The sequence below is a fragment of the Herbaspirillum lusitanum P6-12 genome (genome assembly GCF_000256565.1).
Classification (GTDB): domain Bacteria; phylum Pseudomonadota; class Gammaproteobacteria; order Burkholderiales; family Burkholderiaceae_D; genus Herbaspirillum; species Herbaspirillum lusitanum.
On record NZ_AJHH01000250.1, the window covers coordinates 1 to 11,907 of the forward strand.

Sequence of the window (11,907 nt, forward strand, 5' to 3'; positions counted from 1 at the left end):
CGCCCTTTTTTCATGGCGCCCGCCCGAAGGCTTCACGCAGTTTTTTCTTGGCTTGCTCAAGGGTTTGCTTGCGCTCTTTGCCGAGGTTGCGGCCGCCGCGGTTGATGTAGAAGTTGAGCATCGACATGGCGGACTGGAAGGGCGAGGCTTTGCGGCGCCGGCTGCGTTCCGAGGCGCTTTTCAATGAGGTGGCGATTTCGGCGGCGCTGCCGTTTTTGAAGATCTCATGTTTGACGTCCATCGCGTCGCTGGTCTCGTTGACGTGTTTCGACCAGCGCTTGACGTGCATCGTCTTGGTCGCATGATGGCGGGCGTGGGTGCGGCGGGAAGTATTGCCTTTCTTTTGCTGGTGCAGGTGGGACGGATGGGTTGCTGCGGTGCTCATGATGGCGACTCCTTGCTGGGCGATGACTGCGGGGAACGGTTAGCCTAGCGCGAACGAAGCGAATTGGATATCGGAAGGCATGAGCTTGTACGGTAAGGATGCTCCTACATTCCGGCTTGCGTTCTTGGCGTTGCAAAGAACACACCCGGGGACATGCAGACACGTCAAATCACGATGCCGGAGACATCGCTGATGTTTTCCCGCAGTTGCGAGGCGTCTTGTTTTGGCGGGCGGCCGAAGAGCCGGGAGTACTCGCGGCTGAATTGCGAGGGACTTTCGTAGCCGACGGCATAGGCGGTGCGGGTGGCGTCGACGTCGGATGCCAGCAGTCGTCGCGCCGCCTGGAGACGGAGTGTCTTTTGATATTGCAACGGGCTCGTTGATGTCGCTGCGCGGAAATGACGGTTGAATGAGGCAACGCTCATGCCGGCGATGTCCGCTACGGTCTCGATGGGGAAGGACTCGTCAAAGTGATGGCGCATCCAGTCGATGGCTCTTCTGATTTGCGCCAGCTTGCCTTCCTCTCGTCCTATTTGCCGCAGCAAGGGGCCATGCGGGCTCTGCAGCAGGCGGTACAGCAATTCGCGTTCTCTCGATGCCGCAAGGATGGGAATGTCGCTCGGCGTGTCGAGCAGCGCCAGCAAATGATCCCAGGCCTCGAGTACGTCGCGGGACACCGTCTCCACGTTGAAACCCAGCATTTCCTTTTTCGACCGCTCTTCGGGCATATCGGCGATCAATGAAGTGAACATCTCATGGTCGAGTGTCAAGCCGGTGCCGATGTAGGGCTTGTCTCCGTCCATCTCGAAGATGCAGCAGGTGGTCGGTAATTCGATCAACGAGGCGAAACAGCCGCCCGCGCTGTAACGCAGCATGGTCTTGCCGACCATCATCTGCTTGGCGCCCTGGAGAATGAGGCAGACGCCGGCGCTCACGGCCATGATGGTCGGTTCCGATTGACGAAAAGCCCCAATGGCGAGCCGCGGAATCGCGCTTTCCAATTGCTTTTCATTCTCGTGGCGCAGCACCCTGCGGCACATCTGATCAAGTAAGTCTTGCATGAATCCAGTGTGACAGGACTTCCAGGCGAGATCAATGAAATGAGCGGATCAGGCAAGATTTTGCGCAGTTTTGGCGAAAACTCGTTGGCGCGGAAGAGTATCTTAGGCAACACCGGGCAAGCATCGCCTGCCTATTTCCCAACAACAGGAGAAGGTTTTGACCATGAAAAATTTTGATGCAACATCGACCACCGATGAGGTGCTGAGCGGTATGGACCTGCGAGGAAAGCGCGTTTTCATCACGGGCGTCTCGGCAGGACTCGGCGTTGAAACCGCCCGCGCTCTTGTAGCGCACGGAGCGGACGTGATCGGCACGGTGCGTGATCTCGACAAGGCGCATGGCGCGACCAAAGTCGTGCGCGATGCGGCAGAACGCAGCGGCAGTTCTTTCGAAATCGTCAACATGGACCTGGCCGATCTGGCGTCGGTGCGAGCGGTCAGCGATACCATGGCCGCCGCGCAAAAACCATTCGATCTGGTGGTCGCCAACGCCGGCATCATGGCGACGCCGTTCGGGAAGACCAAGGACGGTTTTGAACTCCAGTTCGGCACCAATGTGCTGGGGCACTATGTACTGATCAATCGTCTCGCGCCATTGATACGCGAGGGCGGGCGAGTGATCGTGCTGTCATCCAACGGCCACCGTTTCGCCGACGTTGATCTCGACGACCCGAACTTCGAACACACTCCCTACGATCCCTGGGTTGCCTATGGTCGTTCCAAGACCGGCGACGCCTTGCTGGCGGTTGCGTTCGATGCGCGACACCGCCATCGCGGGGTGCGCGCAGCGAGCATCCATCCCGGCGTGATTCAAACCGAATTGATCCGCAACATGGAACCGGAAGCCTTCCAGGCGGCATTCACGGCGATGAACGAACAGCATCTGGCGCTGGGGAATCCGCCATTTGAAGTGAAGACTCCCGCGCAAGGCGCCGCAACAACGATCTGGGCCGGCATCGTCGCCGACGCTGCGACAATTGGCGGTCAATATTGTGAGGATTGCCATGTCGGATCGGTGTTGGCGGACGATGCGGTGGTCAGCGCGTTCGGCGCCGGTCTACGTCCGTTCGCCATTGATCCTGCGCGTGCCGATGCACTGTGGGAAAAAGCGGGAGAACTGGTAGGGGAAAGATTTTAAAAGTTGACCGCGCAAAAACAATCACGAAGCGGAAGGGGAGGGACCCTTGGCGAGACGGAACACAACACAAAAAATCAATCCTCATCCCCCAAATCCTTCTTCACCACTGCATACCGCAACAAGGTCCTCTTCCGCGCTTCGGCATGATCCACCATCGGCTCCGGATAATCCTTGCCGATCCTCACCCCGGCAGCCTTCAGCACATCCGCCGGACACAGCCACGGCGCATGGATATGCTTGTCCGGCAAACCGGCCAGCTGCGGCAAATAACGCCGGATGAATTTGCCCTCGGCATCGAACTTCTCCGACTGCGTAATCGGATTGAAGATACGGAAATAAGGTTGCGCATCGCAGCCCGACGAAGATGCCCACTGCCACCCGCCGTTGTTGGCCGACAGATCGAAGTCATTGAGCAGATCCGCAAAATACTTCTCGCCCCAGCGCCAGTCGATCCCCAGATCCTTGGTCAGGAAACTCGCCGTCACCATGCGCAGGCGATTGTGCATGTAGCCGGTCTGGTTCAGCTGCAGCATGGCGGCGTCGACCAAGGGATAACCGGTACGGCCTTCGCACCATTTTGCAAACATCTCGCGCGCATGCTTGCCGCCTTCCCACTGGATCGCGTCATAGTCGGCCTTGAAGGAGCGCTCGACTACGCGCGGATGGTGGAACAGGATCATGAAATAGAAATCGCGCCAGACCAGTTCCGACAGCCACACCGGTGCGCCGCGCCGACCTTCGCCGATGCGCATGGCGTCGACTGCGGCGCGCGCCAGCGTACGGATTGAGATGGTGCCGAAGCGCAGATGCACCGACAGGTAGGACGGCCCCTTGACGGCAGGGAAGTCACGCGTATCGCCGTACTTGCCCAGGCGCGGCAGGAAGTCTTCCAGCAATTGCGCAGCCCCGGACATGCCGGTCGGGATGCGCAAGTCCTTCAGGTTGCTGGGGGTGAAGCCGAGTTGCTCCAGCGTCGGCAGGGCCTTGTGATGCTTCTTCGACGGCGGCGCCAGTTGCGCGAGGTAGGCGTCGACCGGATACGGCTTCAGGTAGAAGTCGCCGCCCGGACCGGACAGTTTGTTCATCCAGGCATTTTTGTACGGTGTGAAGACGGAAAAGGGGCGACCGGCCAGCGACAGCACTTCGTCCTTTTCAAAGATGACCTGATCCTTGCAGGTTAGCAGCTGGCGGCCGTCTTTTTCCAATTGTTTCTTGACCGCAGCATCGCGCTTGATCGCCTGTGGTTCGTAGTCGTGATTGGTGAAGACGGCATCGACGCCAAGCTCTGCCGCCAGCGCCGGAATATCTTGCTGTGCCGGGGCATGGCGTACGATCAGTGCGCCGCCGGCTGCGCGCAAGGCGGCGTCCAGTTCGGCTATGCAGGCCATGATGAAGTCGATGCGACGATCGGCTTGCAGGCCGTCGGCCAGCAGCGCGTCGAGGATGTCGCGGTCGTAGACGAAGACGCAATGCACCTGCTTGCTTTGCTTGAGAGCGTCGTACAACGCGGCATGATCGCCGATGCGCAGGTCGCGACGGAACCAGACGAGGGAAGAGTCGAAAGTTGGCATGGTGGATTAAGCAAGAGCAATGGATACAGGGGATAACGCACGATAGTAAAACATCCTGCCGACGCAAACAAAAACAGCGACCGTCAGGCCGCTGTTTTTGATGAGGGCAAATACGAAACGATCAGCCGCCCAGATAGGCTTCGACCACTTTCGGATTGTGCAGCAGGTTGGCGCCGGTGTCTTCCAGCACGATCTTGCCGGTTTCGAGCACGTAGCCGCGTTGCGCGATGCGCAGCGCCTGGCGCACGTTCTGTTCGACCAGCAGGACCGTCATGCCGGTCTTGTTGATCTCTTTGACGATGCGGAAGATTTCCTGGATGATCAACGGCGCCAGCCCCATCGACGGTTCGTCCAGCAACAGGACCTTGGGCTTGGCCATCAGCGCGCGCCCAATGGCCAGCATCTGCTGCTCGCCACCCGAGAGATTGCCCGCCAGTCCGGCCGCACGGTTCTTCAATACCGGGAAGAGGGAATACACCCACTCCAGATCGCGCGCCACGCCGTCCTTGTCCTTGCGCGTGTAAGCCCCAAGGCCCAGGTTTTCTTCCACGGTCAGCGTGGTCAGCGTGGCGCGGCCTTCGGCCACTTGCACCACGCCGGATTCGACGATGCGGTGCGGCGACATCTGCAGCAGGTCTTGCCCGTGGAGCAGCACGCGCCCGCGCTGCGCCTTCACCAGGCCGGAGATGGCCAGCAGCGAAGTGCTCTTGCCGGCGCCGTTGGCGCCGACCAGCGCAGTGATCTCGCCTTCGTTCAGGGTCAGGCTGATGCCTTTGACGGCTTCGATGTGGCCGTAGGAAACCGCCAGGTCCTGGACTTGCAGAATAACGTTGGGGGCAGTCTGGATTGGGGACTGGGGCTGGCTCATTCTTCTTCCTTGCCGAGGTAGGCCTCGATCACTTCCTGGTTGTTCTTGATCTCATCCGGTGTGCCTTCGGCGATGATTTTGCCGAAGTTGAGCACGGCGACGCGGTCGCACAGGCCCATCACGAAACGCATGTCGTGCTCGATCATGAAGATCGAGAAGCCGCGTTGCTTGATGTTGATGATTTCAGCCATGAGCTCGGTCTTTTCCGCCGGGTTCATGCCGGCCACCGGTTCGTCCAGCAGCAGCAGCTTGGGCTTGGTCGCCAGTGCGCGGGCAAATTCCAGCTTGCGCTGTTCACCATAGGAGAGACTGTCGGCCAGCATCCCGGCCTTGTGGTCCAGGCGCACCCAGGACAGCAGTTCGAGCGCGCGTTCGCGGGCTTCCTTCTCGATCTTGCGGAACGAGCCGAGGTTCAGCAGCAGGCCGCCGAAGCCGTAGTCGAGGTGATCGTGCATGCCGACCACGACGTTTTCGAGCAGCGTCATTTCCTTGAACACGCGGATGTTCTGGAAGGTGCGCGCAATGCCGCGTTCGGTGATCTTGTGCGGAGCGACGTTGCCGATGTCCTGGCCGTTGAACACGATGTTGCCGGAGGAGGCGCGCAGCAGGCCGGTGATCAGGTTGAACACGGTGGTCTTGCCGGCGCCGTTGGGGCCGATCAAACCGAAGATGCCGCCTTCGGGCACGTTGAACTGGACGCCTTGCAGAACCTGCAAACCGCCGAAGTTTTTACTGATCTGGTTGAATTGTAAAAGCATCAGTTCACCTTCTTGCTTGCAGAGTTGTTGCTGTTGCCTGAATTACGGCGTTGCATGAATGCGCGGATACGACGCGGATCCCAGATGCCCTTCGGCAGATACAGCACGACCAGGATCAGGATCAGGCCGTTGGCGGCCAGGCGGAAGTCCTTGAAGTGGCGCAGCACTTCCGGCAGCAGCGACAGGATGGTCGAGCCGATCATCGGGCCGATCAGGTTGCTGGTGCCGCCGAACACGGCCATGGTGAGGATGTCCACGGCGTTTTCAAAACCGTAGTTGTTGGGGCCGATCGTGAAGGTGTAATGCGCATTGAGCGCGCCGGCAACACCGGCAATCGCGGCGCCGATGACGAAGGCCAGCAGCTTGTAGCCGGCCACGTTGACGCCCATCAGGCGGGCGGCGACTTCGTCTTCCTTGATCGCTTCAAACGCGCGGCCGATCTTGGAGCGGCGTACGCGGGCGAGGAAATACACGGTCACGCCCAGCAGCAGCACGATGTGCCACCATTCGGTGACCGGCGGAACGCCGTTGAGGCCCATCGGGCCGCCGGTGATTTCCATGTTCAGCACCACCACGCGCACTACTTCGCCGAAGCCCAGCGTCGCCATCGCGAGATAGACGCCGGACAGGCGCAGCGTCGGGATGCCGATCAGCAGCGCCACCAGCGCCGGCAGGACGCCGCCGGCTGCAAGCGCGACCGGGAAGGGCAAGCCGGCCTGCATGGTAATCAGGGATGCGACGTAAGCGCCGATCCCCATGAACGCTGCGTTGGCCAGCGACAGCAGGCCGCACGACAGCGTGACGTAGATTGACAGTGCCAGCATGGCGTTGACGCCGACGCTGAAGATGACGGTGTTGTAAGTGGCCCAGAATCCGTCCCACCATTCCATGAAACCCATGATCCTAAGCCTTTCTTTCCAGCACTTTGCCGAACATGCCTGAAGGCCTGACCAACAAAATCAAAAACAGCAGACCGAACGCCACCGCATCGCGGAAGTCGCTCGAGATATATGCCACCGTGAGCACCTCGGCAAAGCCCAGGAACAGGCCGCCGATCATGGCGCCGCGGATGTCACCCATGCCGCCCAGGATGATGACGGCGATGCCCTTGTGCAGCATCGGCTGGCCCATGAAGGGCGAGATCGCATTGAAGGACAGGCCGACCAGCACGCCTGCTGCGCCGCCGAGGGCTGCTGCCGCGAACGAGGTCAGGTAGAACAGGCCTTCGACGTTGATGCCCAGCAGGTAGGCCGCTTTCGGCGACTCGGCAATGGCGCGCAGCGCGCGGCCCAGTTGCGTGCGGCGCATCACGGCCAGCAGCACGATCATCAGCACGAAGGCAATGACGACGATGCCGACTTGCACGGCGGTGACGTGCAGGTTGCCGATGGTGACGCTGTCTTCCGGAATGGTGCCGATCGGGAAGCGCTTGTTCTCGGCGCCGAAGAGGCCCTGCGAGATGTTGGTGATCATGATGGCCACACCGATGGTGGCGATCATGGGAATCAGGTGGGGTGCATTGCGCTTGCGCAGTGGCTTGAGCACCAGGATGTCGACGATCAGGCCGATCAGGCCGGTGGCGACCATCGCGGCGAGCATGGCCAGCCACAGCGGCAGCGCCATTTTTTCGACCAGCAGCAGGGCGGCGTAGCTGCCCAGCATGAAGATCGCGCCGTGCGACAGATTGATGACGCCGAGCACGCCGAACACCAGCGTGAAGCCCAGCGCAAAGAGCGCGTAGACGCTGCCCAGCGAAAGGGCGTTGATAAGTTGTTGTTCTAACATAGGGCCTGCGAATAGAGTGATGACGAATAGTGAGGAGCGCCGGTCTCATCCGTCAGTTGCACATCCGGGCAAACTGGCAGGCGGGCGATGTATCCCTCGTTACATCAGAAAAGCGGCTTTTGGCTAGCCTGTTCTTTTTCGCGATTGGTGAAGCGTGGTGAAGCTGGGCAAGCAATGCAACAAAAAGACTCCGGTATAAATACCGGAGTCTTTGTGAGCGTCGAGTTCGACCGAAGATTACTTCAGCAGCGTGAACTTGCCGCCCTTGGCGATGCTGACCACGGCTTCTTGCTGGGCGTCGAAACCGACTTGCTTGCCGGCGACGGCAGGCGCAGCGCGGAAGGCGAATTTGCCGGTCGCGCCGTCGATCTTGACGGCAGGCAAGGCTTGACGCAGAGCGTCGCGGTCCTTGTCCAGCGCGCCCGACAACTTGACGTTCTTGAGCGCTTCGACCACGACGTACAGCGCGTCGTAGGCTTGTGCCGAGAACTGGTCAGGATCGGAACCGAACTTGGCCTTGTACGCGGCGATGAATGCCTTGTTGGCCGGCGTCAGGTTTTCGGACGACCATGGGCTGCCCATCAGCGTGTTGTCGCCGGCATCCTTGGCGATTTCAAACAGCTTCGGCGAGTTCAGGCCGTTGCCGCCGATGAACGGCTGCTTCATGCCCAGCGTGCGGGTTTGCAGGATGATGTTGGCAGCTTCTTCCGCCAGGCAGGAGCAGACGATGGCGTCTGGATTGCCGGCCTTGATCTTGGTCAGTTGCGCCTTGAAGTCGACGTCGCCCTTGGCATACGCCTCGGTTGTCGTGACCGGAATCTTTTGCTGTTCCAGCGTGGCCTTGAAGACGTCGTAACCGGACTTGGTGAACGCATCGTCGTTACCGTAGATCACGGCGACCTTCTTGATGCCGAAATGCTTGACGGCAGCCTTGACTGTCACTGGCAGCACGTCGGCTTCCATGACGGAGTTGCGGAAGGTAAACGGGCCCATGGCAGTGATGCCGTCGGCGGTGTTGCTGGTGCCGAAGGCGACGACCTTGGCGGCGTTGGCGATCGGGTCAGCAGCGAATGCGGAATTGGACAGGGTCGGACCGAAGACCATCAGCACCTTGTCCTGGAAAATCAGTTTCTTGAAGACGTTGATGGCTTCTTCTTTCTTGCCTTGTTCGTCTTCTGCGATCAGAACCAGTTTGTTGCCGTTGACACCGCCCTTGGCGTTGACTTCGTCAGCGGCCAGCGTGAAGCCGTTCTTGATGGCGACGCCGTATTTGGCGGCAGGGCCGGTCAGCGCAGCGGCGAGGCCGAGCTTGACGTCGGCGGCCAATGCGGCATTTGCCATGGTCACGCCGATCATCAGCGCAGGCAATGTCTTTAAAGCGGTTTTAAGCATGTTGAATCGCATCGAGTTCTCTCCTTAGATTTAGATATTCTTATAGAGGATGACGCGAAATATGAACCGGAGGTAACCGGTGCAGGAAATCTTGGGTGGGATTTCCCTATTTTGCTCCATCCTCTTTAGACCGTCGTGCGGTCTTTGGGATACAACCGGTCAAGAATACCGTAAACCGGTTAAAACACACTGCTGCACTGCAACCTGGTAAGCCGCCGTGCAACCGTCTGCTGACTCCGCCGAAAGCGGAGGTGACACAGATGACAGATTTGATGCGGCTCCATCCGAAGACGGAGCGGTCCTGCTGATTACCTCGCACTGCTACTTTTGGTACAGACTCAGTACAGCGGCATCCGGGTCGCGTTGGCAGTTCGGATGCCGCTGGTATTTCTTTGTTTCTTTGTTTCTTTGTTCTTTATTTCCTGCCTTGCAGCTGCATTGCTACAGCGACTTGCGCACTTCCGCGATCGCCAGGCGCACCTGGTTCGGCGCCGTGCCGCCGATGTGGTCGCGGGCGGCGACGGAGCCTTCCAGCGTCAGCACGCCGAAGATGTCGTTGTCGATCAATGGCGAATACACGCGCAGTTCATCCAGCGTCAGGTCGGACAGGTCGCAGTTGCGGTCGACGCAGGTGCGCACGGCGTGGGCGACGGCTTCGTGGGCGTCGCGGAACGGCAGGCCCTTCTTGACCAGATAATCGGCCAGGTCGGTGGCGGTGGCGTAACCCTGCAGCGCAGCGGCGCGCATGGCGTCCGGCTTGACGGTGATGCCGCTCGCCATGTCGGCGAAAATGCGCAGCGTGTCGGTCAGCGTGTCGACGGTATCGAACAGCGGTTCCTTGTCTTCCTGGTTGTCCTTGTTGTAGGCCAGCGGCTGGCCTTTCATCAGGGTCAGCAGGGCGATCAGGTGGCCGTTGACGCGGCCGGTCTTGCCACGCGCCAGTTCAGGCACGTCCGGGTTTTTCTTTTGCGGCATGATCGACGAACCGGTGCAGAAGCGGTCGGCGATGTCGATGAAGCCGACGCGCGGGCTCATCCAGATCACCAGTTCTTCGGACATGCGCGAGATGTGGGTCATGACCAGCGCAGCGGCGGCGCAGAATTCGATGGCGAAGTCGCGATCGGAAACGGCGTCCAGCGAGTTGCGGCAGACATCGTCGAAGCCCAGCGTTTTGGCCACGCGCAGGCGGTCGATCGGGAAGGTCGTGCCGGCCAGCGCGGCGGCGCCCAGCGGCAGACGATTGACGCGCTTGCGGGCGTCGGCCATGCGCTCGGCGTCGCGGCCGAACATTTCAACGTAAGCCAGCACGTGGTGGCCGAAGGTGATCGGCTGCGCCACTTGCATGTGGGTGAAGCCGGGCAGGATGGTGTCGGCGTGCTGTTCGGCCAGATCCACCAGGGCGGAGCGCAGGTCGCGCAGCAGGCCGCTGATGTCGTCGATGGCGGCACGCATGTACAGGCGGATGTCGGTAGCGACCTGGTCATTGCGCGAGCGGCCGGTATGCAGGCGCTTGCCGGCGTCGCCGACCAGTTCGGTCAGGCGCTTTTCGATGTTCAGGTGGACGTCTTCGAGGTCGAGCAGCCATTCGAACTTGCCGCCATCGATTTCACCCTTGATCTGCGTCATGCCGCGCTGGATGTCGGCGTAGTCTTGCGCGCTGATGATCTGCTGGTGCGCCAGCATTTCGGCGTGGGCAAGCGAGCCCTGGATGTCGAATTGCGCCAGGCGATTGTCGAAAAACACAGAGGCGGTGTAACGTTTCACCAGATCGGAAACGGGTTCGGAAAAGCGAGCCGACCAGGCTTCGCCTTTTTTCGATAATTGTGCAGTCATAGTGGGGTTCCCGGAGAATACGCGATTATAGCAAGTCGATGACATTTGAGCCACGCCGCACCTGTTTGCGGACGGAGTCAATAGGGAATTTTCTGCGTGGTATGGATGTCGATTGCGGCGATTCATGGCACAAAAACCATTGCACTATTGGCAAATCTTTAAGATACTCAAAACGCTGTTTTGTAAATCCAAACTATTCGAATTTGTTGTATCTGGACTCATCCGGGGAGAGCTCTCATGAATTTTGAAGCACTGTTTCAGCAGCAAGCGGCATTACCCAGTATTCCCAAAGTGGTGCAGGAAGTCATCGAGAGCTTCAATAACGACAATGTCTCGATCGAAGACATCGCCAAGAAGTTGAGCGCCGACCAGGTGTTGAGCGCCAAGCTGCTGCGCCTCGCGAATTCGTCCTACTATCACGTCTCGCGCAGCATCGGCACCGTCGATGATGCCGTGCTGATGCTGGGTTTCATGACGGTGCGCACGCTGGTCGTCAGCACCGGCCTCACGGGCAGCTTCAAATCCATGTCCGGCGTGGATCTCAAGTTGTTCTGGCGCTATAGCCTGCATACCGCCATCGTCGCCAAGTGGCTGGCGAAGAAGCAGGGACTCAATTCCGACCTGGCGTTCACGGTGGGCCTGATGCACGCCATTGGCCAACTCGTCATGCACGCTGCCATGCCCGAGCAGACCCGCCAGATCGACAAGATCGCCAGCACCATCGACGCCCGTCGCCTGGACGTCGAGCATACTTCGTTCGGTTACGACTTCTCCGACGTTGGCGCGGAGCTGGCCAAGCGCTGGCGCTTCCCGGAGGAGTTCTCGGAAGCCATCGCCGCGTTCTCAAGCCCGCTGGAAGCCGATCCGTTCAACAAGATCGCCGCCGTGATTCATATCGCGGCCTGGCGTGCACGTGCGGAAGAAAATAACTATTCCCGCGAGGAAATGGAATCGACCTTCCCGGACGACGTTGCCGCCAAGCTGGGTGTCAAGCAGGCAGTGCTGTTCGACGATCTGCCGCCGCTGGCTGAACTGGGCGCGGGGATGGAAGAGCTGATTTCCTGAAATTTCCTGAGGAAATGCATGCGAATTACGGCCGACATTGTCGGCCACGGT

Annotated in this window: 12 protein-coding genes; 3 read left to right on the forward strand and 9 right to left on the reverse strand. The window is 59.8% G+C overall.

Annotated elements, in window-relative coordinates; translation table 11 throughout:
- Positions 1-10 precede the first annotated feature (10 nt).
- Positions 11-385 carry a DUF3175 domain-containing protein gene (locus HLUSI_RS0108095; RefSeq protein ID WP_016833492.1) on the reverse strand — a complete coding sequence of 125 codons (375 nt, stop codon included), beginning with the start codon at positions 383-385 and terminating at the stop codon, positions 11-13.
- Positions 386-549: 164 nt separating this feature from the next.
- Positions 550-1,413 (reverse strand): AraC family transcriptional regulator, encoded by an 864-nt coding sequence (locus tag HLUSI_RS0108100; protein ID WP_238533945.1) that lies wholly within the window; start codon positions 1,411-1,413, stop codon positions 550-552.
- A 42-nt stretch (positions 1,414-1,455) separates the two neighbouring features.
- Between HLUSI_RS0108100 and HLUSI_RS32500 the strand changes: the two genes are divergently transcribed.
- Together HLUSI_RS32500 and HLUSI_RS0108105 are read left to right on the forward strand one after the other, a co-directional pair.
- Positions 1,456-1,623, forward strand: a complete 168-nt coding sequence (locus tag HLUSI_RS32500; RefSeq protein ID WP_238533946.1) for a hypothetical protein — start codon at positions 1,456-1,458, stop codon at positions 1,621-1,623.
- Positions 1,610-2,584: an SDR family NAD(P)-dependent oxidoreductase gene (locus HLUSI_RS0108105; RefSeq protein WP_040503275.1), complete on the forward strand. Its 975-nt coding sequence runs from the start codon at positions 1,610-1,612 to the stop codon at positions 2,582-2,584. Before HLUSI_RS32500 ends, HLUSI_RS0108105 begins: the two co-directional genes overlap by 14 nt.
- Positions 2,585-2,658: 74 nt before the next feature.
- On the opposite strand, the gene HLUSI_RS0108110 is transcribed toward HLUSI_RS0108105, so the two are convergent.
- The 7 genes from HLUSI_RS0108110 to argH form a co-directional block, all read right to left on the reverse strand.
- A complete protein-coding gene (locus HLUSI_RS0108110; RefSeq protein ID WP_016833495.1) occupies positions 2,659-4,155 on the reverse strand; it encodes a cryptochrome/photolyase family protein in 1,497 nt (498 codons plus the stop codon).
- A 121-nt stretch (positions 4,156-4,276) separates the two neighbouring features.
- Entirely contained in the window at positions 4,277-5,023 is a 747-nt protein-coding gene (locus HLUSI_RS0108115; protein ID WP_016833496.1) for an ABC transporter ATP-binding protein, read from the reverse strand.
- Complete coding sequence (locus HLUSI_RS0108120; protein ID WP_016833497.1) at positions 5,020-5,781, reverse strand: ABC transporter ATP-binding protein; 762 nt, start codon at positions 5,779-5,781, stop codon at positions 5,020-5,022. The genes HLUSI_RS0108115 and HLUSI_RS0108120 overlap by 4 nt, the downstream gene beginning before the upstream one ends.
- On the reverse strand, positions 5,781-6,680 hold the full coding sequence (locus HLUSI_RS0108125) for a branched-chain amino acid ABC transporter permease (protein WP_016833498.1): 900 nt from the start codon (positions 6,678-6,680) through the stop codon (positions 5,781-5,783). Before HLUSI_RS0108125 ends, HLUSI_RS0108120 begins: the two co-directional genes overlap by 1 nt.
- 4 nt (positions 6,681-6,684) lie before the next feature.
- On the reverse strand, positions 6,685-7,566 hold the full coding sequence (locus tag HLUSI_RS0108130) for a branched-chain amino acid ABC transporter permease (RefSeq protein WP_016833499.1): 882 nt from the start codon (positions 7,564-7,566) through the stop codon (positions 6,685-6,687).
- A gap of 237 nt (positions 7,567-7,803) precedes the next feature.
- A complete protein-coding gene (locus HLUSI_RS0108135; RefSeq protein WP_029363281.1) occupies positions 7,804-8,970 on the reverse strand; it encodes an ABC transporter substrate-binding protein in 1,167 nt (388 codons plus the stop codon).
- Between the two features lie 429 nt (positions 8,971-9,399).
- On the reverse strand, positions 9,400-10,791 hold the full coding sequence (gene argH / locus HLUSI_RS0108140) for an argininosuccinate lyase (protein ID WP_016833501.1): 1,392 nt from the start codon (positions 10,789-10,791) through the stop codon (positions 9,400-9,402).
- Positions 10,792-11,028: 237 nt separating this feature from the next.
- Here argH and HLUSI_RS0108145 point away from each other — a divergent pair, with 237 nt between their 5' ends.
- A complete protein-coding gene (locus HLUSI_RS0108145) occupies positions 11,029-11,856 on the forward strand; it encodes an HDOD domain-containing protein (RefSeq protein ID WP_016833502.1) in 828 nt (275 codons plus the stop codon).
- The last annotated feature ends 51 nt before the right edge of the window (positions 11,857-11,907 follow it).

Coding starts and splice junctions, on each gene's coding strand:
- HLUSI_RS0108130 (WP_016833499.1), bottom strand. CDS start 7,566: ATGTTAGAACAACAACTTATCAACGCCCTTTCGCTGGGCAGCGTCTAC.
- HLUSI_RS0108095 (WP_016833492.1), bottom strand. CDS start 385: ATGAGCACCGCAGCAACCCATCCGTCCCACCTGCACCAGCAAAAGAAA.
- HLUSI_RS0108145 (WP_016833502.1), top strand. CDS start 11,029: ATGAATTTTGAAGCACTGTTTCAGCAGCAAGCGGCATTACCCAGTATT.
- HLUSI_RS0108115 (WP_016833496.1), bottom strand. CDS start 5,023: ATGAGCCAGCCCCAGTCCCCAATCCAGACTGCCCCCAACGTTATTCTG.
- HLUSI_RS0108105 (WP_040503275.1), top strand. CDS start 1,610: ATGAAAAATTTTGATGCAACATCGACCACCGATGAGGTGCTGAGCGGT.
- HLUSI_RS0108125 (WP_016833498.1), bottom strand. CDS start 6,680: ATGGGTTTCATGGAATGGTGGGACGGATTCTGGGCCACTTACAACACC.
- HLUSI_RS0108135 (WP_029363281.1), bottom strand. CDS start 8,970: ATGCGATTCAACATGCTTAAAACCGCTTTAAAGACATTGCCTGCGCTG.
- HLUSI_RS0108120 (WP_016833497.1), bottom strand. CDS start 5,781: ATGCTTTTACAATTCAACCAGATCAGTAAAAACTTCGGCGGTTTGCAG.
- argH (WP_016833501.1), bottom strand. CDS start 10,791: ATGACTGCACAATTATCGAAAAAAGGCGAAGCCTGGTCGGCTCGCTTT.
- HLUSI_RS0108110 (WP_016833495.1), bottom strand. CDS start 4,155: ATGCCAACTTTCGACTCTTCCCTCGTCTGGTTCCGTCGCGACCTGCGC.